Source organism: Sphingopyxis sp. MC1 (assembly GCF_000371385.1).
GTDB classification, from domain to species: Bacteria; Pseudomonadota; Alphaproteobacteria; order Sphingomonadales; family Sphingomonadaceae; genus Sphingopyxis; species Sphingopyxis terrae.
The window spans coordinates 634,748-655,967 of the sequence record NZ_AOUN01000002.1 but is presented as its reverse complement, the minus strand read 5'-3'; the positions used below and the strand labels follow the sequence as shown (position 1 = coordinate 655,967).

Annotated in this window: 18 protein-coding genes and 1 pseudogene; 8 read left to right on the top strand and 11 right to left on the bottom strand. The window is 66.6% G+C overall.

The window, feature by feature from the left end:
• Window positions 1-336 precede the first annotated feature (336 nt).
• The gene (locus tag EBMC1_RS03720; RefSeq protein WP_003040721.1) at window positions 337-1,065 is read right to left on the bottom strand and encodes an enoyl-CoA hydratase/isomerase family protein; all 729 of its coding nucleotides are present in this window, start codon (window positions 1,063-1,065) and stop codon (window positions 337-339) included.
• 189 nt (window positions 1,066-1,254) lie between these two features.
• On the opposite strand from EBMC1_RS03720, the gene EBMC1_RS03715 reads away from it, so the two are divergent.
• Window positions 1,255-1,722 carry a hemerythrin domain-containing protein gene (locus EBMC1_RS03715; protein ID WP_003040718.1) on the top strand — a complete coding sequence of 156 codons (468 nt, stop codon included), beginning with the start codon at window positions 1,255-1,257 and terminating at the stop codon, window positions 1,720-1,722.
• A 9-nt stretch (window positions 1,723-1,731) separates the two neighbouring features.
• Here the strand turns inward: EBMC1_RS03715 and EBMC1_RS03710 are convergent, their stop codons facing one another.
• Window positions 1,732-3,372 (bottom strand): ShlB/FhaC/HecB family hemolysin secretion/activation protein, encoded by a 1,641-nt coding sequence (locus EBMC1_RS03710; RefSeq protein ID WP_156000921.1) that lies wholly within the window; start codon window positions 3,370-3,372, stop codon window positions 1,732-1,734.
• An 8-nt stretch (window positions 3,373-3,380) separates the two neighbouring features.
• Complete coding sequence (locus EBMC1_RS03705) at window positions 3,381-4,313, bottom strand: hypothetical protein (RefSeq protein WP_051066306.1); 933 nt, start codon at window positions 4,311-4,313, stop codon at window positions 3,381-3,383.
• Between the two features lie 322 nt (window positions 4,314-4,635).
• Between EBMC1_RS03705 and EBMC1_RS03695 the strand changes: the two genes are divergently transcribed.
• Entirely contained in the window at window positions 4,636-4,905 is a 270-nt protein-coding gene (locus EBMC1_RS03695; protein WP_003040709.1) for a DUF3297 family protein, read from the top strand.
• Between the two features lie 110 nt (window positions 4,906-5,015).
• Here EBMC1_RS03695 and EBMC1_RS03690 read toward each other — a convergent pair whose 3' ends face one another.
• The 3 genes from EBMC1_RS03690 to EBMC1_RS03680 all read right to left on the bottom strand — a co-directional run bounded on the left by EBMC1_RS03690 (window position 5,016) and on the right by EBMC1_RS03680 (window position 10,013).
• Entirely contained in the window at window positions 5,016-5,579 is a 564-nt protein-coding gene (locus EBMC1_RS03690) for a CHAP domain-containing protein (RefSeq protein WP_003040706.1), read from the bottom strand.
• Window positions 5,580-5,800: 221 nt separating this feature from the next.
• The gene (locus EBMC1_RS03685) at window positions 5,801-8,155 is read right to left on the bottom strand and encodes a putative bifunctional diguanylate cyclase/phosphodiesterase (RefSeq protein WP_003040704.1); all 2,355 of its coding nucleotides are present in this window, start codon (window positions 8,153-8,155) and stop codon (window positions 5,801-5,803) included.
• A 106-nt stretch (window positions 8,156-8,261) separates the two neighbouring features.
• Window positions 8,262-10,013, bottom strand: a complete 1,752-nt coding sequence (locus tag EBMC1_RS03680) for a fatty acyl-AMP ligase (protein WP_003040702.1) — start codon at window positions 10,011-10,013, stop codon at window positions 8,262-8,264.
• A 182-nt stretch (window positions 10,014-10,195) separates the two neighbouring features.
• On the opposite strand from EBMC1_RS03680, the gene EBMC1_RS03675 reads away from it, so the two are divergent.
• From EBMC1_RS03675 to EBMC1_RS18745, 4 genes and pseudogenes are all read left to right on the top strand, one after another.
• Window positions 10,196-10,768 (top strand): RecX family transcriptional regulator, encoded by a 573-nt coding sequence (locus EBMC1_RS03675; RefSeq protein ID WP_003040699.1) that lies wholly within the window; start codon window positions 10,196-10,198, stop codon window positions 10,766-10,768.
• An 83-nt stretch (window positions 10,769-10,851) separates the two neighbouring features.
• Complete coding sequence (locus tag EBMC1_RS03670) at window positions 10,852-11,307, top strand: DUF192 domain-containing protein (RefSeq protein ID WP_003040696.1); 456 nt, start codon at window positions 10,852-10,854, stop codon at window positions 11,305-11,307.
• A gap of 82 nt (window positions 11,308-11,389) precedes the next feature.
• Window positions 11,390-11,776 carry an NADH:ubiquinone oxidoreductase subunit NDUFA12 gene (locus EBMC1_RS03665; RefSeq protein ID WP_003040693.1) on the top strand — a complete coding sequence of 129 codons (387 nt, stop codon included), beginning with the start codon at window positions 11,390-11,392 and terminating at the stop codon, window positions 11,774-11,776.
• 170 nt (window positions 11,777-11,946) lie between these two features.
• Window positions 11,947-12,183 (top strand): annotated as a pseudogene (locus EBMC1_RS18745) (DUF2155 domain-containing protein); the annotation flags it as partial.
• Window positions 12,184-12,218: 35 nt separating this feature from the next.
• On the opposite strand, the gene aat reads toward EBMC1_RS18745, so the two are convergent.
• Together aat and EBMC1_RS03650 are read right to left on the bottom strand one after the other, a co-directional pair.
• Window positions 12,219-12,992, bottom strand: coding sequence for a leucyl/phenylalanyl-tRNA--protein transferase (gene aat / locus EBMC1_RS03655; RefSeq protein WP_040589404.1), 774 nt, complete (start codon window positions 12,990-12,992; stop codon window positions 12,219-12,221).
• A complete protein-coding gene (locus EBMC1_RS03650) occupies window positions 12,989-13,831 on the bottom strand; it encodes a class I SAM-dependent methyltransferase (protein WP_003040684.1) in 843 nt (280 codons plus the stop codon). Before EBMC1_RS03650 ends, aat begins: the two co-directional genes overlap by 4 nt.
• Before the next feature lie 56 nt (window positions 13,832-13,887).
• On the opposite strand from EBMC1_RS03650, the gene EBMC1_RS03645 reads away from it, so the two are divergent.
• Window positions 13,888-14,073: a hypothetical protein gene (locus tag EBMC1_RS03645; protein ID WP_003040682.1), complete on the top strand. Its 186-nt coding sequence runs from the start codon at window positions 13,888-13,890 to the stop codon at window positions 14,071-14,073.
• Between the two features lie 26 nt (window positions 14,074-14,099).
• On the opposite strand, the gene EBMC1_RS03640 is transcribed toward EBMC1_RS03645, so the two are convergent.
• Entirely contained in the window at window positions 14,100-15,593 is a 1,494-nt protein-coding gene (locus EBMC1_RS03640; RefSeq protein WP_003040680.1) for a CpaF family protein, read from the bottom strand.
• A gap of 179 nt (window positions 15,594-15,772) precedes the next feature.
• Here EBMC1_RS03640 and EBMC1_RS03635 point away from each other — a divergent pair, with 179 nt between their 5' ends.
• Window positions 15,773-18,082: a patatin-like protein gene (locus EBMC1_RS03635; protein ID WP_040589202.1), complete on the top strand. Its 2,310-nt coding sequence runs from the start codon at window positions 15,773-15,775 to the stop codon at window positions 18,080-18,082.
• Between the two features lie 30 nt (window positions 18,083-18,112).
• Here the strand turns inward: EBMC1_RS03635 and dnaJ are convergent, their stop codons facing one another.
• On the bottom strand, window positions 18,113-19,249 hold the full coding sequence (gene dnaJ, locus EBMC1_RS03630; RefSeq protein ID WP_003040677.1) for a molecular chaperone DnaJ: 1,137 nt from the start codon (window positions 19,247-19,249) through the stop codon (window positions 18,113-18,115).
• A gap of 59 nt (window positions 19,250-19,308) precedes the next feature.
• Window positions 19,309-21,213, bottom strand: coding sequence for a molecular chaperone DnaK (dnaK, locus tag EBMC1_RS03625; protein ID WP_003040675.1), 1,905 nt, complete (start codon window positions 21,211-21,213; stop codon window positions 19,309-19,311).
• Between the last annotated feature and the right edge of the window lie 7 nt (window positions 21,214-21,220).

Below are 21,220 nucleotides of genomic sequence, written 5' to 3'. Positions count from 1 at the left end.
CTTCTTCAACAGAATACACCCCAAAGTCGCCGTTCGCGGCCGATCTGGATCGAATGTCGGCTAACGACCGATCGTAGACATCTTCTTTATCGTCATCCCGGACTTGATCCGGGATCCATTCACGCCGCGTCGGAAGAATGGATTCCGGATCAAGTCCGGGATGACGACCGAGGTGGAGCCCAGCGTCTATATGTGTTCCCCGGCGAAGGCCGGGGTCCAGAGATTTACATTACCAACACCGGCTTTTGATGCTCTGGGCCCCGGCTTTTGCCGGGGTACACAAAGCGGTTCACCACAACGTCCGCTTCCCTCCCCACAACCGCCGCTGGGCGACCGTCAGAACTGTCGCGCCACCCTTTCGGCGACGTCCGGCGCAACGCCGGCGCTGTTGAACACTTCGTGCGCGAGGCCGGCGGCGAGGGGGAGGTCGGCTTGTTCGCGGTAGAGGCGCTTGTAGGCGAAGACGCTGTGGCGCGACTGGGCGGCGATCGCTTCGGCGAGGGTGCGGACGGCAAGGTCGAGCCGGTCGTCGGCGACGCAATGATTGGCAAGGCCGATGCGCGCGGCCTCGCGCCCGTCGACCGGCAGGCCGGTGAAGCTCATCTCGCGCGCCTTCCATTCGCCGACGCGGCGTGGCAGGCGCTGGCTCATCCCCCAGATGGGGACGAGCCCGAACTTGCCGTGCGTATCGGCGAAATGCGCGCTTTCCGCCGCGACGATGATGTCGCCGGCCAGCGCCAGTTCGAGCCCGCCGGTAAAGCAGCCACCCTGCACCGCGACGATCACCGGTTGCGGCAGCTCGGCAAGGCGGGTGACGATCGACGCCTGATAATGCGGCCGCGGCGCTTCGACCCCGCGTTCCTTGAGGTCGTTCCCGGCGCAGAAGACCGGCCCGTTCGCGCGCAGCACGACCACGCCGATCGCATCGCCCGCGGCCGCGAGATCCGAAATATGCGCGTCGAGTTCGGCCCATAGCGCGAGGTTGAGCGCATTGCGCTTGTCGGCACGATTGAGCGTCAGCGTCGCGATCCCGCCTTCGTCGGCGCGCAATACCAGATCCGTCATTCACCCGATCTCCATCCCGTTTCGCGCCAGCATGGGCGGTCGCTGTGGGCAAGTCCAGTCGGTGCCGACGCCAACGGCACCGCCCGCGGCGGCGGACCCGGTGGGCGTATGGCCGAGCGTGCTTAACGCTCTTTTCAGCATGCGGCGTTATGCGGGCAAGTGAGGGACCGCTCGACTGGAGGGTGGTTCATGCCTTTGACGCAGGAAATGCGCCGATTGCGCGCCGAACATGCGGCGCTCGTCACCCTGTCGGGCTTCATGATCGAATTTGTCGCAGCGCGGCGCCCGCCGCGGCCGACCGAGCTGGCCGCGGTGCGCGGCATGTTTCGCGACACGCTGGTGCGCCATCTGAAGTGCGAGGATTGGGCGCTCTATCCGCGGTTGCAGACGAAGGGCGAGCCGGTGCTTGCCGAACTTGCCGCGCGCTTCGTCGACGAGATGGGCCATATCGCCGAGGCGTTCGAGGCCTATGACAGCTATTGGACCCAATTGCGCGTCGAGGCCGACTGGCCGGGCTTCTGCGCCGAAACGCGCGCGATCCTGACCGCGCTGGGCGACCGGATCGCGCGCGAGGAAAGCGAGCTTTATCCGGTCGCCGAAACGCTGTTCAAGGCCGAGGCACCGCCACCTCGCGAGCGCGGGCGCCGTACCGCCTGAGAGCGCCGGTCAGGGGCGGATCGAGACTTTCCAGGCGAGCGCGACGCGCCAGCCCTGATCGAAGCCGGGGGCGGGCTGGTTCCACGCATCGGCGAACTCGACCCCGATCGTCGCATTGTCGCGGTAGGACAGGCGCACCCCGCCGCCCCAGCTTCCCAGATCGAACCGGCTGCGCTGGGTCGCGGGGCGCGCGAGCAGCGTCACATCGGCATAGTCGGCGAAGGCATAGACCTCGCTCTTCGCGAGCGCGCCCTTTGCCAGCGGGCGCAGTGCCAGCTCGCCGAAGCCTGCATAGCCGCGGTCGCCGCTGACCAGCCCGTCGTCGAAGGCGCGCCCGAAGCTGGCGCCGCCCACGCTGAAGCGCTGTGCCGCGGGCAGGCGGTCGCGCGTCCAGCGTCCGGTGGCGGCGGCGCGCAGCACGACGCGCTTGCCGATCGCCTGATTCGCCTCGACCGCCGCGTCGGCATAGAGGAACCCCGCTTCCCCCACCGCCGGATCGACGCGCGCGCCGGCGATGTCGAGGCCGCGCGAGACGCCGATGCGGGCGCCGACGACGCTGCGGTCCTCGGTCAGGCGAAAGGCCAGCGCGCCGCTGGCGGTCCAGCTTTTTTCCGCCGCGATCGTGGTGCCGAACAGGGCGTTGCGCGAATCGAGATAGTCGAGCCGCCCCGACAGCGTCAGCGTACGCCGCGTGCTGCGGATCAGCGGGTGGGTCACCGCCAGCCCGGCGCTCCACGCCTTGCCGTCGATGGCGAGCGCACGCGGCCGGGTGCGTAGCGCCGCAACCGACAGCTCGGCGCGCGTGCCCGCGGCGCCCAGCGGCGTCGAATGGCGGGCGTTGATGTAGAGCAGCGATTTCAAATCGACCGCCGCCGCGCCGCCGAGCTGGCTTTCGTCGCCGCTGCGCAGAAGGCTGTAACCGCGCGCCGTCGCCTCGACGATGCCGTCGCGGACATAGGGGCTCGACCGCGTCGTGAAGCCGACGCCGAGCTTCGGGCGGCTGGCGTCGACCGCCAGATCGAGCGCCACCGCGCCGGGACTGTCGCCGAGCGCCAGCGTCGGGGTGACCTGGGTGCCCGGAATGTCGGCGATATTGCCGAGCGCGCGTTCGAACCGGGCGCGCGGCAATGGGGCTTGCCCCGGCAGCGGTGCGGCCATGCGCGCGATCAGCGGGGCGGGGCCGCCCTGCGCATCGCCGCTGATCGTCACGCGGCTTATATGCCCCTCGGCCGAGGCGACGATGACGACGCCGTCCGCAAAATCCTGTTCGGGGATGACGAGGGTGAACAGCGCGACGCTCGACCGGTTGTAGGCGCGCGTCATCGCGGCGGCGAGGCGCTTCAGATTTTCGGTCGAGGCAGGGCGGCCGATATAGCGCTCGGCTGCCTTGGCAACATTGGCGGGGACGCCTGCCCCGATGAAGCGGACCTTGCGGATCGCGATGTCGGGGCGGCCCTGCGGCGCGGTGCGTGCCGGCGAGGGTGGTGCAAGGTCAGGATCGGGAAGCGGGAAAGGCCGGTCGCTGGTCGGAGACAGCGGCGGGCGCCCCGGTTCGAGCGGGGTGGCCGACGGTTGGGCGGCGGACGCCGCGGCGGGCAGCAGCATCGCTGCTGCCAACGCCGCGGCGCCGCACCGGTTCGGGCTGCGCATGATCGCGATCAATCCCCGCGCGGCGGCTTCAACCCGCCAAGGAGGCCGCCGACGCCCTGGGTGACGCCCGAGACCAGACCACCCTTTTCGCTGCCCGAGCCCCCGGCCTGACCGCCTGCCTGACCGACAACGCCGCCGACGGTGGTGCCGACCGTGCTGGTCAGCGTGCCGACCAGATTGCCCGCCCCGCTGCCCGCTGTGCCGGTTCCCGGCACCGCGCCGCCAAGACCGCCGAGCAGATTGCCGCTGCCGCCGGGTTGCAGCGTCACGAGGTTGCCGTTCGACCCGACCCCGACGGTCAGCAGCGATCCGTTGGTCTGGCCGGGCGACAGGATGCTCGCCCCGATCAGCGGTGAAGCGCCGGGCGACCCGATCGCGGTTGCCTTGCCGATCGTGGCGGTGACAAGTTCGCCGGGCGCGGCGGCAAGGCCGTCGAGCAGATATTGCTGGCCGTTGCCCGTCTGGACGAGCGCGACGCCGGTGCTCTTGACCACGCCGACGACCGTGCCGACGAGGTTGGTGCCGCCGGGCAATTTGCTGTCGACCGCATTGGCGAGGAGCAGAGTCTTGTCGGCGACGACATTGACGAGGCCGCCCGATTTGACGAGCACGCCGCCGATCACCGGATTGACGTTCGCAGGGTCGCCGGTGTTGGCAAGCAGGCCGGTGCCCGCGATACCGCCCGGCCCGACCAGACCGCCGACAGCCAGCGCGCCGGCATCGCCAAGGCCGAGGGTGCCGCCGGCGGGGCCGGCGGGGCCAGCGGGGCCTTGCGGTCCGGCGGGCCCTTCGGGGCCTTGCGGACCGGCAGCGCCGGTCGGTCCGGCCGGGCCGACTGCGCCGACGCGGTAGCTTCCCGACGATTCGCAGGCGCCGAGCACCAAGCAGACGGGCAGGGCGATGAGCAAGGAAATACGACGATCAAGACGCGTTGAAACCATGGATTTTCTCCTCCACGCGTGGATCTGGTCCCTGCCCAAAAGACGCGGCCTTCCCGAAGAAAGTTTCGTCTTTTCCTATGGTTAATTCGGATATCGGCGCGCCTGTGGCCGCGTGAACGCCGCAAATCCGGGCCATTCGGCCGGTTCCGGAAATATCGGGCATTAACCCTCTATTTCGCGATGGGGCGTTGCGCGTGCGGCGCGGGGCAGCGCTTCTGTTCCGCTATGGCACGCAAGGCGGAGCAGCATGGCAAGGCGCAGCGGCGCTTGATTTGCGAGCCTGGCTCGCCTAGCGGCAGCGGCCAGAAAACGGAGATTTCAGATGACCGATACGCCCCCCGACCGCCTGTCGACCAACCCCCGCTCGCCGCATTTCGACATGGAGGTGCTGCAACGCGGCATCGGCATCCGGTTCAAGGGCCAGGAACGCACCGATGTCGAGGAATATTCGATCTCGGAAGGCTGGATCCGCGTCGCGGCGGGCAAGTCGAAGGATCGTTTCGGCCAGCCGATGACGATCAAGCTGTCGGGCCCGGTCGAAGCCTGGTTCGAAGATGCCGGGGCCGAGAGCGACGACGCGTCGGACGACTGATCGGCCTTTCGCCATTGCAAGCGCAGCGAAGCAATCTCCAGATCGACAGCCGGAGATTGCTTCGCTGCGCTCGCAATGACGATTAGCGGTTAGACTTTGCTCAGTTCAACTCAGCGCAGCGAAGCGGCGACGACGTCGAGGCCGTTGCCCGGCTTCCAATTGTTGCTCGCCCACACCGGTGCGTCGAAGGTCGAGCTGTCGGGCGCGCTGTCGCTGTCGGGATAGATGAAGCCCTGCACCGGATTGGCGCGCAGGCCGAGATCGCCGATCGGCGCATACCAGACGCGCACCGCGCTCCAATCGCCAGCGTCGCTGACGTCGACGACGCGGACGTTGCGCTCGATCTGGCCGCGGCGGCCGTTGATCGGCGACCAATTGGCATGGTCGATCAGGATTTCGCGGTCGCTGATGACCTTTTTCACGACGGCGACATGGCCCAGCGGCATGCCGCGGGTCGCGGCGAATGCCATGACGGCACCCTTCCGGGGTTCGTGGCCGCGCTTATATTCACCGGCCGCCTGCGACCACCAGGTCTTGGCATTGCCGCGGATTTCGACGCCCGATTCCGAACGGGCGAAGGGGACGCACTGGAGATAGCTCTGCGCGGCGGCGGGAAGGCTGACGAGCAGCGAAGCACACAGCGCAAATGCACCCAGAAAGCGGCGATGAAGCATGAAAGGCGACCCCCCATTGGCTTGTCTTCAAGCGTTGCAGCGTCTCTGCCACAGGCTTTCGCAACCACCACCCGTCTAGCGGTGAGTTGCGCCGTTGGTGCGGTGGGTGGGGGAACCTTTTGTTAAGCTGTGCAATTCGTCGCTCAGGCTCTTCGCTTCGTCGCCGAACGGGCGTTTCGGCGCCGCGGCGGACCGATGCGGAAGCGGTGAACCGAGGGCCGTCAGGCCGCTGCGGTCGCGATCGATTCGGGCGGCCGGAACAGCGTCAGCACGTCGGTCGCCGGCATCGGACGGCCATAATAATAGCCTTGGATATTGCTGCACCCGAGCGTGCGTAGCGTGTCGACCTCGACCTCGGTTTCGGCGCCTTCGGCGGTCGTCGACATGCCGAGGCTGTCCGCGAGCGCGACGACGGCGCGGATGATCGCGATCGATTCGATGCTGCCCTTTGCGGCGCCGACGACGAAGCTGCGGTCGACCTTGATGGTCGAGAATTGCGTCTTGCGCAGATAGCCGAGCGACGAATAGCCGGTGCCGAAATCGTCGAGCGACAGCCGGACGCCGAGGCCGATGAGTTGGTCGAGCAGCTGCGCTGCGCCGCCGCCGTCGCGCAGAAAGACGCTTTCGGTCACTTCGATCTCGAGCCGCTGCGGAGGCAGGCCGCTCTGCGCGAGCGCGGAGACGACAACCGAGGCGAAATTGGGATCGGTGAGCTGTTCGGCCGACACGTTGATCGCGACCTTCAGATTAGACGGCCAGCGCATCGCCTCGGCGCAGGCGGTGCGCAGCACCCATTCGCCGATCGGGCCGATCAGGCGGCTGTCCTCGGCCAGCGGAATGAAGCGGCCGGGCGATACGCTGCCGAGTTTCTGGTTGGTCCAGCGGATCAGGGCCTCAAAGCCGTTGAGCGTGCCATCCTCGGCGGTGACGACGGGCTGGTAGTAAAGTTCGAACTCCTTGCGATCGAGCGCGCCGCGCAATTCCTGCTCCATCACGCGCCGTTCCTCGGCCTGGGCGTGGAGCGAGGCGACATAGGCGGCGACGACATTGCCGCCCTTGTCCTTCGACTTGTAGAGTGCGAGGTCGGCGTTGCGGGTCAGCGTTTCGACAGTATTGCCGTCCTGCGGCCCGATCGCATAGCCGACGCTGGCGCCGACGAAGAGCTGGTGATTATCGACCACATAGGGCCGGCTGATCGTCGCGATGATCCGCCGCGCCAGATCCTCGATCTCCTTGGACGAGACGATATTGTGAAGCACGACCGCGAATTCGTCGCCGCCCAGGCGGCCGCAGGTCATGCCCTGTTCCATCATGCTCTTGAGCCGCGCGGCGACCTGCGCGAGCAATTTGTCGCCGACCGGATGGCCGAGCGTATCGTTCACCGCCTTGAAGCGATCGAGGTCGATCATCATCATTGCGCAGCGTGATTTCGCCTCGAGCGCGTGGGTCAATGCGCGCGCCAGGTCTTCGTGCAGGCTCAGCCGGTTGGGCAAGCCGGTCAGATTGTCGAAGCGCGCCATCTTGGCGATCTGTTCGGCGGTGGCATGTTGTTCGGTGACGTCCGATCCGACGCCGCGGAAGCCGAGGAACTTGCCGCTCTCGTCGAGGCGCGGCGATGCCGACAATTCCCACCAGCGGCGCTTGCCGGCGATCGTCACGGGGACGATCAGGTTCGAAAAGCTTTCGCGCCGCTTCATCCGTTCGGCCATGTCGTGCAGTGCCTTGGGAAAGGTTGCGCTTTCCCATGCGTCGCCCGACAGCGCCTGAAGCAGCGGAATGCCTTCGAGCGCCTCGGCGCTGCCGCCGAGCGCATAGGCAAGGCGCGGCGATACATGGACCAGCCGGCGCGAATTGTCGGTCTGCCACAGCCAGTCGGCCGAGGTGTCCTCGAACTCGCGCAGCAGCAAGCTGACCGTCTCGGACTTTTCGTGCAGCACCGTTTCGGCGCGGCGGATACGGATGTGCGTCTGCGCAAACCGGAGGCAGAAGGTAGCGAGGAGCAGCCCCGCGACCATCGTCACCCCGGTCAGCTGCGGCGCGCCGGCCGCCGCGGTCGCGAGCGAGGCCGAAAGCGTGACGGGCGCGATATAGAGAATACAGGTCAGCGGCATGCTGTGCGCGACCATCGTCAGCGCGAGCATCAACAGCAGCGCGATCGTCCACAACGAAAGGACGTGGTCGAGCGTGGGCGTCAGCCCTTGCAACCAGAAGGCGCCGCCCCAGAGCAGCGCCGAATACAGCGCATGGCGATGACAGAGGCGAAACTCGGCCGCTGTCGCGAATTTGGGATCGTCGAGCGGCAACCTGTCGAAGGTGCGGAACGACCATATCGAAAAGGCGAGCGTGACGAGGAGCCAGCCGACGACGACCGGCCACGCCGTTTCCATCATCATGGTGAACCCCGCGACCAGCGCCATGCCCCCGTTGAGCAGGAGGCGCAGTGCGCCCCGGCCGCGCAGCGGCGCGATCTGGAGCTGGCGCAAGTCGCCGACCGCTTCGTCCTGCCGGGTCAGGCCCAACAGGGTACGCAGCGGAAGATCATCGTCCGAAATCTGGTCGCTAAACAGGCTTTTCACGCCGCTTGCATAGCGAAAGCGGGTTACTCGAAAGTAACCGCGCGCTTCGCTTCGTCGCATTTTCTGTACCGAAGCGGAACAGAATTGGCGCTGCGCACCGTTCGGCTCAGGCGGCGATCCGGAAGGGCTGGATCTCGCCCGCCAGATATTGCGCGCGCGCCTTCGAGCGGCTGAGCTTGCCCGAGCTGGTACGCGGCAGCGTGCGCGGCGGAATCAGCTCGACGAGGCAGTTCATGCCGGTGATCGCGCGGACCCGGTCGCGGATCGTTTCGTGCAGCGCCGCGCGTTCCTTCTCGTCGCTGGTGCGGCACTGGACGAGCACCGCCGGCGTCTCTTCACCGCCCGGCGTGGTGATCGCGAACGCGGCGATGTCGCCCGACTTGAAGCCCGGCAATTGTTCGACCGCCCATTCGATATCCTGCGGCCAGTGATTCTTGCCGTTGATGATGATCATGTCCTTGGCGCGGCCGACGATATAGATGTAACCATCTGACAGATAACCCATATCGCCGGTATCGAGCCAGCCGTCCTTCATGCAGGCGGCGGTCGATTCGGGATCGCGATAATAGCCGGTCATCAGCGACGGGCCAGTGCACCACACCTTGCCGACGGTCTGGTCGGGAAGGATATTGCCGTCCTCGTCGCGAACCTCGATCGTCATGTCGCGCACAGCGCGGCCGCAGTTGACGATCGCGCGGTAGCGGGTCGGGCGTCCCGCGTCGCCGCTGGCTCCCGACAATTCGGTTTCCTCGACCAGTTCGACAACGATCCCTTCGCCGGGGGGCATGATGCTGACCGCCAGCGTCGCTTCGGCCAGGCCGTAGCTCGGCAGAAAGGCGCTCGCCTTGAAACCGGCGTCGGCGAAGGCATCGACGAAGCTCTGCATGACGTCGGGGCGGATCATGTCGGCGCCGTTGCCGGCGACGCGCCAGCGCGACAGGTCGAAACGGTCGGCGACATGCGTCTGGCTGGAAATACGACGCGCGCAGATGTCGTAGCCGAAGGTCGGCGAATAGCTGAGCGTCGTGCCGCTGTTCCGGCTGATGAGATCGAGCCAAGCGAGCGGACGGCGGGCGAAATCCTCGGTTTTGAGATAGTCCACCGACACCTGATTGGCGACCGGCGACAGGAAACAGCCGACGAGGCCCATGTCGTGATACCAAGGCAGCCATGAAATGCAGCGGTCGCTGTCGCGCAATTCCATGCCGTGCGCATGCGCCGCGAGATTGTTGAGCAGCGCCGCATGGGTGACGGCGACGCCGTGCGGGAAGCGCGTCGAGCCGCTGCTATATTGCAGATAGCAGGTTTCGTCGGGCTTCTGTTCGGGCAGATCGACGACAGGCGCGGGGCGCGCCGCAAATTCGCTCCAGTCCATCGGCTGGACGCCTCGCTGTTCGGCGGCTTCGGTGGCCATGGCGGCGATTTCGGGCGGGAAGAACAGCATCTTGGGGTCGCAGCTCGTGAGCTGGACGACAAGCTGTCCGACATAGGAATCGCGCCCGCCGAAGCTGGTCGGCAGCGGCAGCGGCACCGGCCAGGCGCCGGCATAGATGGTGCCGAAGAACAGCGCGGCAAATTCGGCGCCGGTTTCGGCGACCAGCGCGATGCGGTCGCCGGGCTGTACCCCCGCCGCCACGAGGCGATAGGCGGCCTCGAGCGCATCGGCCTTGAGCTCGCTATAGGGATAGGGGCGGATCAGGCGCCCGCGCGGATCATGAAAATTGAGCCCGCGCGTACCCGCGGCGGCATAGTCGAGCGCTTCGCCGACGGTGGCGAAGTTCGAAAAGCGGCGCGGCTGGGCGCATTCGGTCGGGGTGGGGACAAGCGCCTCCACCGCAGGAGCGGAATTTTCGGTCATAAGGGGTGTCGAATCCCGGGAAACGGGGGATGCGGCAACAAGCATGTCATCTTCCGGTGCCATGATGAGCGTGCGCGATCCCTGACTGTTTGAACATAATCGCCCATTTTTCCGGGCTTTCCGCCGGGCATAGGGGCTCTGATCGTTCTCAATCGGACCCGACTGTGGCATAAACATGGCATATGGCCAACCGCCGCACTCCGTCCGACCGAAGCAAAAAGCCGCTCGACGCATCGCGACTCGACGAATTGGCGCTCGCCTATGTGGCGCGATTCGCGACCAGCCGGGCGAAATTGCTGCGCTATCTGGGGCGCAAGCTGCGCGAGGCCGAATGGACCGATGCCGCCGATCCGCGCGCCGCATGCGACGCGATTGCCGACCGCATGGAGCGGCTGCGCTACCTTGACGACCGGCAATATGCCGCGATGCGCGGCGCCGCGATGACGCGGCGCGGGCTGGGCGCGCGGCGCGTGCGCGCGCAGCTTTTCGTCGACGGCATCGACGAAGCCGACGCGGGCGAAGCGATCGACGTCGCCGAGGGCGCGGCGATGGCTTCGGCCGTCGGATTTGCGCGCCGCCGCCGCTTCGGTCCGTTCGCGCGCCAGCCGCTCGACGATCCCGCGCAGCGCGAGCGCCAGGTGGCCGCCTTCGCGCGCGCCGGCCATTCGCCCGCGCTCGCGCGGCGCATCCTCGCTGTCCCGCCGGGGGACGCAGCGGCGCTGGCCGCGCTGGACGCCGAGGCGGCGCTCGATTAGGCAGCGGCGCTGAACGTCCGGCACCCCGAGGCCGGCGACAAGACGGCGACCAGAAAGTCGACAAGGAGATGCCGATGCGAGCCATGCTGACCGCCCTCACCCTGGCGCTCGCGCTGCCCGTCGCGGGCTGCGACAAGGGCGCCGAGGCCGAAGCCGGCGCCGAGGCGACAGTGCCGCTGACCATCGCAATGGCGGGCACCACCCACCGCTTTCGCGTCGAGGTCGCGCGAACCGAGGCCGAACAGGAAAAGGGACTGATGTTCCGCACGTCGCTGCCCGCCGATGGCGGCATGCTGTTTCCGTTCGCCAAGCCGAAGATCGCCAATTTCTGGATGAAGAACACGCTGATCCCGCTCGACATGATCTTCGTGCGCGCCGACGGCAGCATCGACCGGATCGCCGAAAACGCCATCCCCGAATCGCTCGATCCCGTCGTCAGCGGCGGCGAAGTAGCGGCGGTGCTCGAACTGGCGGGCGGCACCGCCGCGAAGCTGGGGATCGACGAAAGCGCCAAGGTGACGTGGCAGGACGCAAAGTAGCGGTAGGGCAGGCGGTAATGGCGCCGCTTTTCGCCAAAGACCGCTTGCGAAGCCCGCACGCTTGCCTGTAAACGCCACCGCCATGAGCATCTTGGGCAAGATTTTCACCTGGTGGGACGGCGCGACCGTCGGCACACTGCTGAGCAGCTGGAAAAATGGCGAGCAGGTCGGCGAGGACGGCCTTGGCAACCGCTATTTCCGGTCGCGCGACGGCAAGCGCCGCTGGGTGCTCTACAAGGGGTCGAACGACGCGAGCCGCGTGCCGCCCGAATGGCATGGCTGGCTGCACGGCACCTTCGACGAACTGCCGTCCGACGTGCTGCCCGCGCCGCGCCCCTGGCTCGCCGAGCCGACTGCGAATCTGACCGGCAGCCTGGGTGCCTATCGCCCCGCCGGCGCGCTCGAACGCGGCGGGCATCGCGCCGCCGCGACCGGCGATTACGAGGCCTGGCGGCCCGGCGCCGACTGAGCGCCGTGACGACGCCGCTTTTCCGTTCCGCGCTGATCGCGCTGCTCGCGGCGACGACGCTGGCCGGCTGCGATCGCGGCAACCAGACCAAGACGACGAGCAACATCCCGCAGATCGCCAAGTCCGAAACCGTGCCGCAGGAAGTCGGCGGGATCGAAGGCGCGACCCCGATGGCCGAACGCGTGGCGGTGCTGGGCCTGCTCAACAAGCGCAACGGGCTGGTGCAGGATCTGACGATGAAGCCGGGCGATACCGCACGCGTCGGCCGCGCGATCGTTCGCCTGCGCGCCTGCGAACAGACGGCGCCGTGGGAAGATCCCCCCGAAACCGGCGCCTTCGTGCAATTGTCGGTGCAGGATCAGCGCGACAATAAATGGTATCGCGTCTTTTCGGGCTGGGTGTTCAAGGAACGCCCCGAGCGCAATGTGATCCAGCACCCGATCTATGATGTCTTCGTCAAAAGCTGTGCGATGACATATCCGGGCGGCGAACCCGTCGCGCGCTCCGCGCCCAAGACGGCGTCGGCGCCCAAGGCATCGAGCGCCGACCAGTCGCCCGCCGGGAATGGCGGCGAGGGTACCCCGGCTCCAGCCGCTCCCGCGGCGGCGCCCAAGGCCGCATCGCCGGCCCCCGACAGCACCGAATAAAGCCGCGCGAGATAGGCGGCCTGGGGCATTTCGATCGCGCCCAGGCTGGCGAGGTGCGGCGTCATGAACTGGCAATCGAGCAGCTCGAAGCCACCGGTCCTGAGCCGCGCGACGAGATGCGCGAGCGCTATTTTCGAGGCATCGCGCATCCGGCTGACCATCGATTCGCCGAAAAAGGCGCGCCCCAGCGACACGCCATAGAGGCCGCCGACCAGTTCCCCGTCGTGCCAGCATTCGACGCTATGGGCATGGCCCATGCGGAACAATCGTTCGTAGCTCGCGCGGATCACCGGGTTGATCCACGTCGTCGGACGGTCGTCGGCGGCTTCGGCGCACAGCGCCATCATCGCGGGAAAGGCGGTGTCGGTGGTGATGCGGAAACGGTCGGCGAGCAGCAGCTTGCGCAGGCTGCGCGACAGGTGAAAGCCATCGAGCGGCAAGATCGCGCGCAGCCGCGGTTCGACCCAATGGATCGACGGGTCGTCCGCCCCGTCGGCCATCGGGAATATCCCCTGCGCATAGGCGCTGAGCAGCAGCGCGGGGTCGATCGTTTCGAGCGGCTTGCTCAGCTTGCCGGCTTCACGAACTTCAGCGTCATGCGGTCCGATTCGCCGATCGCGACATATTTTTCGCGGTCGACATCCTTGTTGGTCAGCGTCGGCGGCAGGCTCCACACGCCTTTTTCATAATCGTGCGTGTCCCGGGGGTTGGCGTTGACCTCGCTTTCGCCCGCCAGCTTGAATCCGGCGACTTCGGCAAAGGCGACGATCGACGAGCGCTTCATATAGCCGCTCTTTTCCTCGAGCGCCGAATCCATCGCCTCGGGCAGGCGGTGGTCGACGACGCCCAGCACGCCGCCGGGCTTCAGCATCGCATAGATTTGCTGGAAGGCTTCGGCGGTCTTGTCCATGCCGCCGAAGCGCCAGTTGTGGACGTTGCGAAAGGTCAGCACCACGTCGGCGCTGCCGTCGGGCACCTTGGGTCCGGCGCCGGTCGCGGGAAATTCGGCAAGCTTGACCGCGCCATAGGCGTCGGGCTTGGCCTCCTGCCATTTGCGGATCGTGTTCAGCCCGCGCTCCCACGGTGCCGCGGCATAGAGCGTGCCGCCACCGCTTTGGGTCAGCGGCGCCAGAATCTCGGTATACCAGCCGCCGCCCGGCCACAGCTCGACGACCGTATCGCCCGGCTTCACGCCGAAGAAGGCCAGCGTTTCGGTGGGATGGCGCGCCGCGTCGCGCGCGACATTGGCGGGCGTGCGGGTCGGCGCCGCCACCGCTGCGGCGATCGCGCCCTCGGGCGCGGCACCGTGCGCGCCATGATCGCCATGTCCGGCGTGCGGATCGGCCATCGCGAACGCCGGAGCGGTGGCGGCAAGAAGAGCGGTTGCAATAATCGGAAGCGAACGCATATCGGCACCTCGTCACTGGGGGGAAAGATCCCCTGTTTGCGAAGGGTTGAGCGTCAATGCAAGTGTCGATGCTGTCGGTGAGCGTAACTGCGGCGATCCTGTTCGGTGTCGCCGAACTCGCCGAGTGGCGCCGCCGCAATCGCCGCGACGTCGACAAGGTCGGTTTCATGCCGTGGCGCGGCATCGCGCTGGTGAGCGTGGCGGTCGCGATCGTGGCGGCGGCGCTGGCGCTCAAGCCCTAAGCGCTGCCTCCCCCCGCAGGCGGGTCTTACAGGCACGCCTCGAGGTAGGGCTGATCGAAGCCGTACTGGCGCGCCTTTTCCAGCGTATAGGGACGCAGGCCCATCGAGCGATATTCGCCGATGATCTTTCCGTCCTTGTCCTCGTCCAAATATTCGAACTTGAACAATTCCTGGGTGACGATGACGTCGCCTTCCATGCCGATGACCTCGGTGACGTTGGTGACGCGGCGCGAGCCATCGCGCAGGCGCTTGATCTGGACGATCAGGTCGACCGAGTCGGCGATCTGTTTCGAGATCGCTTCCTTCGGAATCTTGATGTCGCCCATCAGCACCATATTTTCCATACGGCCGAGGCATTCGCGCGGGCTGTTCGAGTGCAGCGTACACATCGACCCGTCGTGACCGGTGTTCATCGCGGCGAGGAGGTCGAAACACTCCGCGCCGCGGACTTCGCCCATGATGATGCGGTCGGGACGCATACGCAGGGCGTTCTTGACGAGGTCGCCCATGTGAATGGCGCCATTGCCCTCAAGGTTCGCGGGACGCGTTTCGAGCGGCAGCCAGTGCGGCTGCTGCAGCCGCAATTCGGCGGCGTCCTCGATGGTCAGCACGCGCTCGCCGGGGTCGATCATCTTCGACAGGGCGTTGAGCATCGTCGTCTTACCCGAACCCGTACCGCCCGAGATGACGATGTTGAACCGGCTCGCACCCGCGATCTTCAGCGCGGTGCACATCTTCTGGCTCATGGCGCCCCACTGGCACAGCATGTCGAGCGTGATCGGCTTGGCCGAGAATTTACGAATCGAGATCGCGGTGCCGCGCAGCGAGAGCGGCGGCACGATCACGTTGACGCGGCTGCCGTCCTTCAGACGGGCGTCGGCGAGCGGGGTTGTCTGGTCAACGCGGCGGCCGACCTGGTTACAGATGCGCTGGGCGATCTGGAAAAGATGCTGTTCGTCGCGGAACTGGATCGGCGCGATGACGAGCTGGCCCTTGCGCTCGACATAGGTCTGATACGGCCCGTTGACCATGATGTCGCTGATGTCGGGGTCGGAGAGCAGCTCTTCGAGCGGGCCGAAGCCGAGCAATTCGTCGACGAGCACCTTTTCGAGCGCGAATTGCTCGCGGCGGTTGAGCGTGATGCGCAGCTCGGCCAGCACTTCGAGGATGATCGGGCGGAATTCCTCGGTCAGCTCGTCCTTCGACAGCGTCGCGGCGGCCTCGGGATCGACGCGTTCGAGCAGGCGCGGCAGCACCTGTTCCTTGATCTTGTGGACGCTGGCTTCGAAACCCTGCGCCTTTTCGGGCTCCATCGCCTCGGCGGTCGACCGCTGGTTCAGCCGCTCCATCGCCTCCATTTCGGGGCTCAGGTTCGACGGCGGCGGGGGTGCCTCGGCGGCCGGCGTGTCGATCGCAGGAAATTGCGCGCCGCCGGCCATGCCGGGGCCAGCCTGCATCGGCTTGGCCACGCCAAAGGCGGGGCGGCCTGCGGTTCCGGGACGGCGTCCGAATGCACTCATCGCTTCTTCCTGCTTCGAATCTACAGACTGGAAAATCGGCCACTTTTGATGGCCAAACCCCCATTCGACACGGTGAATAAATCGGAAACTTTGATATTGTCCTAATGCGTCGCCCGGCTTTTCGGGAACCGACCGGCAAGGGGTGACGCGGCGTGCGGAAGCGCGCTATCAGGTCGCCGATGCGCGAGAAGGAATTACGCTTTGCCCTGATCTGCTACGGCGGCATCAGCCTTGCCGTCTACATGCACGGCATCACCAAGGAAGTGTGGCGGCTCGCGGCGGCGTCGCGCACCTTTCATGACGAGGCGGAACCGGCGGCGGTCGATGCCTATGGCGAATTGCTGGTCGCGCTCGCGGCGCGCAGCGGGATCAAGCTGCGCGTCCTGGCCGACATCATCGCGGGCGCCAGCGCGGGCGGCATCAACGGCATTTTCCTCGCGCGGGCGATGGCGACCGGCCAGTCGCTCGACCCGCTCACCGAACTATGGCTCGACGATGCCGATGTCGACCGGCTGATCGACCCCGATGCGCGGCCGTTGTCGGCGGCAACCAAATTCTGGGCGGTGCCGATCGCCGGCTGGGCGATGAAGCGGCGCGGCAATGTCATCGACCGCACGGTGGGCGAGGGCGCGCAGGACGAGGTGCGCGCCAAGCTGTCGCGCTTCGTGCGCGCGCGCTGGTTCGAACCGCCCTTCGGCGGACAGATTTTCTCCGGCCTGCTGCTCGATGCCTTCGATGCGATGGCGTCGGGGCCGCAGGGGCGGCCGCTGCTGCCGGCGGGTCAGCCGGTCGACCTGTTCGTGTCGGTGACCGACTATGCGGGGCACAGCATGCCGCTCGCGCTCAACAGTCCGCCGCGCGTGACCGAGCAGGAACACCGGCTGATCATGCATTTCCGGCAGGACGGCCGCGCGGGCAAGCGGCTCGACGACGTCCCCGGCCTCGCCGCCGCGGCGCGCGCGACCGCCAGCTTTCCCGGCGCCTTTCCGCCCTTTACGCTGCGCGAACTCGACAGCGTGCTCGAAAAGCGCGGCATCGCCTGGCCGGCGCGCGCCGATTTCGTCCGCGTCCAGCTTCCGACCGGAAGCGAGGCCGATCCCTCCGACCGGGTGCTCATCGACGGGTCGGTGCTCGCCAACGCGCCGTTCCGTCCGGCGATCGCGGCGCTCAAGCAGCGGCCGGCGCGGCGCGAGATCGACCGGCGCTTCGTCTATATCGATCCCAAGCCCGATTATCGCTCGATCAGCTTCGGCAAGCCGGGCGAGGCAGGCGAGGGCGAAGCGCGCCGTCCGCCGGGCTTTTTTTCGACCATCCTCGGCGCACTGTCCGAAATTCCGCGCGAACAGCCGATCCGCGACAGCGTCGAGGCGATCGAGAATATGTCGCGGCGCATCCGCCGCATGCAGCGCGTCGTCGATGCGATGAAGGTCGAGGTCGAGGAGCAGGTGGCGGCGCTGTTCGGCACGACCTTCTTCCTCAACACCCCAACCCCGGCGCGGCTCGACCGATGGCGCGCAAAGGCGCAGGCCGAGGCGGCGGCGCGCGCCGGCTTCGCCTATGCACCCTATGGCCACCTAAAGCTGTCGGCGGTGGTCGAGGAGCTGGTCGCGCTGATCGACCGGCTGGCACCGCCAGAGGGCGACATCCATCAGCGCAACCGGCGCGACGCCGTATGGGACGAAATCCGCAGCCGCGGGCTAGACCGCATTTCAGGCAAGCGCGGTTCGGGTGCGAGCACCGACGCGATTGCCTTTTTCCGTACCCACGACCTTGGCTTTCGCATCCGGCGTCTGCGCTTCCTCGCGCGCGAGCTCGACGCCGCGGTCGAGGCAAAGCGCGATGCCCCCGATCCGGCGTGCGAGACGATGCGCGGCGCGATCTACACCGCGCTCGGTCTCTATCTCGAACGCGAGGGCGACCAGTGGCTCGAGCGGCTCGACGTGCCCGTCGACGCCAGCGCGGCGCAGTGGATCGACGCGATCGCCGAACGGCGCGATCTGGTCAGCGTCGATGCCGAAGCCGATATATTGATCGCCGCCGCGCTCGGCAGCCTGCCCAAGGACGACCGGCGCACGATGCTGCTCGCCTATCTCGGCTACCCCTTTTACGACATTGCCACCCTGCCGCTGTTGCAGGGCGAGGGGTTCGACGAATTCGATCCGATCAAGATCGACCGCATCTCGCCGTCGGACGCGACCGCGATCCGCACCGGCGGCGCGGCGTCGATGCTCAAGGGGATCGAGTTCAACAGCTTCGGCGCCTTCTTCAGCCGCGCCTATCGCGAGAATGACTATCTGTGGGGGCGGCTCCACGGTGCCGACCGGCTGATCGACATCGTCGCGTCGAGCGTCGGCGGCGAGGGCGCGCTGCGCACCGACGAGCTGGCGGCGCTCAAGCGCCGGGCCTTCCACGCGATCCTCGATGAAGAGGAACCGCGCCTACCCAAGGTTGCGGCGCTGATTGCCGAATTGCGGGGCGAGATTGGATGACGATGTCAGGATACTGACCCCAGTGACGGTTCAATCCGTCAGATCGTCCCACATTTCCTTGAGCCGTCCGAAAAAGCCCTGACTTGCCGGGCATTCTTCGCCGGTTTCGGTTTCGCGGAACGCCTGAAGCAATTCCTTCTGCTTGGCATTCAGCCGCGTCGGGGTTTCGACGTCGATCTGAACCACCAGGTCCCCGTGGCCGCGACCGTTGAGCACGGGCATCCCGGCGCCACGCTGACGAAGCTGCTTGCCCGACTGGATGCCCGCGGGAATGCTGATGTCGTGCTTGCGCCCGTCGAGGCCGGGGATGGTGATGCAGCCGCCGAGCGCGGCGGTGGTGAAGCTGATCGGCGCGCGCGTGAACAGCGTCGTGCCTTCGCGTTCGAACAGCTTGTGCCGCGCCATGTGGAGGAAGATGTAGAGGTCGCCAGCCGCCGCGCCGCGCGCGCCGCTTTCGCCTTCGCCCTGCAGGCGGATGCGCGTGCCTTCGTCGACGCCGGGCGGGATTTCGACGGTCAGCGTCTTGCGCCGGTCGACACGACCTTCGCCGTGACAGGTGCCGCACGGGTCGGTGATGACCTCGCCCGATCCCTGGCAGTGCGGGCAGGTGCGCTCGACCATGAAAAAGCCCTGCTGCGCGCGGACCTTGCCGTGGCCGTTGCAGGTGGTGCAGCGGTGCGTCGCGGTGCCGGGCTTCGCGCCCGATCCGTCGCAGGCGTCGCAGCGCGCCGCGACATCGACCTGAATCTCGCGGCTGCAGCCTGCAAAGGCGTCTTCGAGCCGGATTTCCATGTCGTAGCGCAGGTCGGCGCCGCGCGCGGGGCCGCGCTGCTGCTGCCGGCCGCCGCCGAAAGCCGACCCGAAGATCGATTCGAAAATATCGCCGATGTCGCCGAATTCGGCGCCGCCACCGAAGCCGCCGCCCGGGCCGCCGCCATTCTGGAACGCCGCCTTGCCGAAGCGGTCGTAGGCTGCGCGCTTTTGTGGGTCTTTGAGGCAATCATAGGCTTCGTTGATGGCCTTGAACCGCGCTTCGCTGTCGCCGCACCCCGGATTCTTGTCGGGGTGGTATTTCATCGCGAGCTTGCGGTAGCTGGCTTTCAGCGTCGCGTCGTCGGCGCCGCGCTCGCATTCGAGCAGTTCGTAATAATCGATGTCGAGCGACATGGTCTATCGGCCCCCTCTGCCCCGCCGCGCCGGGAAGCGCGACGGGGAGAGTTTCATGCTTACTTCTTGTCGTCTTCGACTTCGGAGAATTCGGCATCGACGACATCGTCGTCGGCCTTCTTCTCGTCAGCATCGGCGGTGGGCGATGCCGCGGCTTGCTGTTCCTTTTCGTAGATCGCCTGGCCCAGCTTCATCGCGACCTGCGCCAGCGCCTGCGCCTTTTCGGTCATCGCAGCGCTGTCGCCGCCTTCGACGGCCGTCTTGGCTTCGGCGATCGCCGCTTCGATTTCCGACTTCAGCCCGGCGTCGATCTTGTCGCCATGTTCGGCGATCTGGCGCTCGGTCGTGTGGATCAGGCTTTCGGCGTTGTTCTTCGCCTCGGCCGCCTCACGGCGCTTCTTGTCCTCTTCGGCGAACTGTTCGGCGTCCTTGACCATCTGGTCGATGTCGGCATCCGAAAGGCCGCCCGAAGCCTGGATCTTGATCTGCTGTTCCTTGCCGGTGCCCTTGTCCTTCGCGCTGACGTTGACGATACCGTTGGCGTCGATGTCGAAGGTCACCTCGATCTGCGGCACGCCGCGCGGCGCCGGCGGGATGCCGACCAGGTCGAACTGGCCGAGCATCTTGTTGTCGGCGGCCATTTCGCGCTCGCCCTGGAAGACGCGGATAGTCACCGCCGACTGATTGTCGTCGGCGGTCGAATAGACCTGGCTCTTTTTGGTCGGGATCGTCGTGTTGCGGTCGATCATGCGCGTGAACACGCCGCCCAGCGTCTCGATGCCAAGGCTCAGCGGGGTCACGTCGAGCAGCAGCACGTCCTTGACGTCGCCCTGCAGCACGCCCGCCTGGATCGCCGCGCCGATGGCGACGACTTCATCGGGGTTGACGCCGGTGTGCGGTTCCTTGCCGAAGAAATCCTTCACGACTTCGCGCACGCGCGGCATGCGGGTCATGCCGCCAACCAGCACGACTTCGTCGATCTGGCTTGCCGAAACGCCGGCGTCCTTGATCGCCTTCTTGCACGGTTCGAGGGTGCGCTTGATCAGCTCTTCGACCAGCTTTTCCAGGTCGGAGCGGGTGATCGTCTTGACGAGGTGCTTCGGCCCGTTGGCGTCGGCGGTGATGAAGGGCAGGTTGACCTCGGTCGTCGCAGCCGACGACAGTTCGATCTTCGCCTTTTCGGCGGCTTCCTTCAGCCGCTGAAGCGCCAGCTTGTCGCCGCGCAGGTCGATGCCTTCGTCCTTCTTGAAGCCGTCGGCCAGATATTCGACGATCTTGCTGTCGAAATCCTCGCCGCCCAGGAAGGTGTCGCCGTTGGTCGACTTCACCTCGAACACGCCGTCGCCCACTTCGAGCACCGAGATGTCGAAGGTGCCGCCGCCAAGGTCATAGACCGCGATGGTCTTGTTCTCGCTCTTGTCGAGACCATAGGCGAGCGCGGCCGCGGTCGGCTCGTTGATGATACGCAGCACTTCGAGGCCGGCGATCTTGCCGGCGTCCTTGGTCGCCTGGCGCTGCGCGTCGTTGAAGTAAGCCGGAACGGTGATCACCGCCTGCTCGACCTTTTCGCCCAGATAGGCTTCGGCGGTTTCCTTCATCTTCTGAAGGATGAAGGCGCTGATCTGCGACGGCGAATAATCTTCGCCGCCCGCCTTGACCCACGCGTCGCCGTTGGCGCCCTTGACGATGGTATAGGGGACGAGTTCCATGTCCTTCTTGGTCATGGGGTCGTCAAAGCGGCGGCCGATCAGGCGCTTCACCGCAAAAATGGTGTTTTCGGGATTGGTGACGGCCTGGCGCTTTGCCGGCTGGCCGATCAGGCGCTCGCCATCCTTGGCGAAGGCGACGATCGACGGGGTCGTCCGCGTGCCTTCCACATTTTCGATAACCTTGGGCTTGCCGCCTTCCATCACCGCGACACAGCTGTTCGTGGTGCCGAGGTCGATCCCGATCACTTTGGCCATAGTCTCA

Bases quoted from the DNA above. Each gene is read 5' to 3' on its own strand.
- EBMC1_RS03675 (WP_003040699.1), top strand. From the start codon at position 10,196: ATGGCCAACCGCCGCACTCCGTCCGACCGAAGCAAAAAGCCGCTCGAC.
- EBMC1_RS03645 (WP_003040682.1), top strand. From the start codon at position 13,888: ATGCAAGTGTCGATGCTGTCGGTGAGCGTAACTGCGGCGATCCTGTTC.
- EBMC1_RS03640 (WP_003040680.1), bottom strand. From the start codon at position 15,593: ATGAGTGCATTCGGACGCCGTCCCGGAACCGCAGGCCGCCCCGCCTTT.
- EBMC1_RS03680 (WP_003040702.1), bottom strand. From the start codon at position 10,013: ATGACCGAAAATTCCGCTCCTGCGGTGGAGGCGCTTGTCCCCACCCCG.
- EBMC1_RS03720 (WP_003040721.1), bottom strand. From the start codon at position 1,065: ATGACGGATCTGGTATTGCGCGCCGACGAAGGCGGGATCGCGACGCTG.
- EBMC1_RS03665 (WP_003040693.1), top strand. From the start codon at position 11,390: ATGAGCATCTTGGGCAAGATTTTCACCTGGTGGGACGGCGCGACCGTC.
- dnaK (WP_003040675.1), bottom strand. From the start codon at position 21,213: ATGGCCAAAGTGATCGGGATCGACCTCGGCACCACGAACAGCTGTGTC.
- dnaJ (WP_003040677.1), bottom strand. From the start codon at position 19,249: ATGTCGCTCGACATCGATTATTACGAACTGCTCGAATGCGAGCGCGGC.
- EBMC1_RS03705 (WP_051066306.1), bottom strand. From the start codon at position 4,313: ATGGTTTCAACGCGTCTTGATCGTCGTATTTCCTTGCTCATCGCCCTG.
- EBMC1_RS03670 (WP_003040696.1), top strand. From the start codon at position 10,852: ATGCTGACCGCCCTCACCCTGGCGCTCGCGCTGCCCGTCGCGGGCTGC.
- EBMC1_RS03715 (WP_003040718.1), top strand. From the start codon at position 1,255: ATGCCTTTGACGCAGGAAATGCGCCGATTGCGCGCCGAACATGCGGCG.
- EBMC1_RS03710 (WP_156000921.1), bottom strand. From the start codon at position 3,372: ATGCGCAGCCCGAACCGGTGCGGCGCCGCGGCGTTGGCAGCAGCGATG.
- EBMC1_RS03695 (WP_003040709.1), top strand. From the start codon at position 4,636: ATGACCGATACGCCCCCCGACCGCCTGTCGACCAACCCCCGCTCGCCG.
- EBMC1_RS03690 (WP_003040706.1), bottom strand. From the start codon at position 5,579: ATGCTTCATCGCCGCTTTCTGGGTGCATTTGCGCTGTGTGCTTCGCTG.
- EBMC1_RS03650 (WP_003040684.1), bottom strand. From the start codon at position 13,831: ATGCGTTCGCTTCCGATTATTGCAACCGCTCTTCTTGCCGCCACCGCT.
- EBMC1_RS03635 (WP_040589202.1), top strand. From the start codon at position 15,773: ATGCGCGAGAAGGAATTACGCTTTGCCCTGATCTGCTACGGCGGCATC.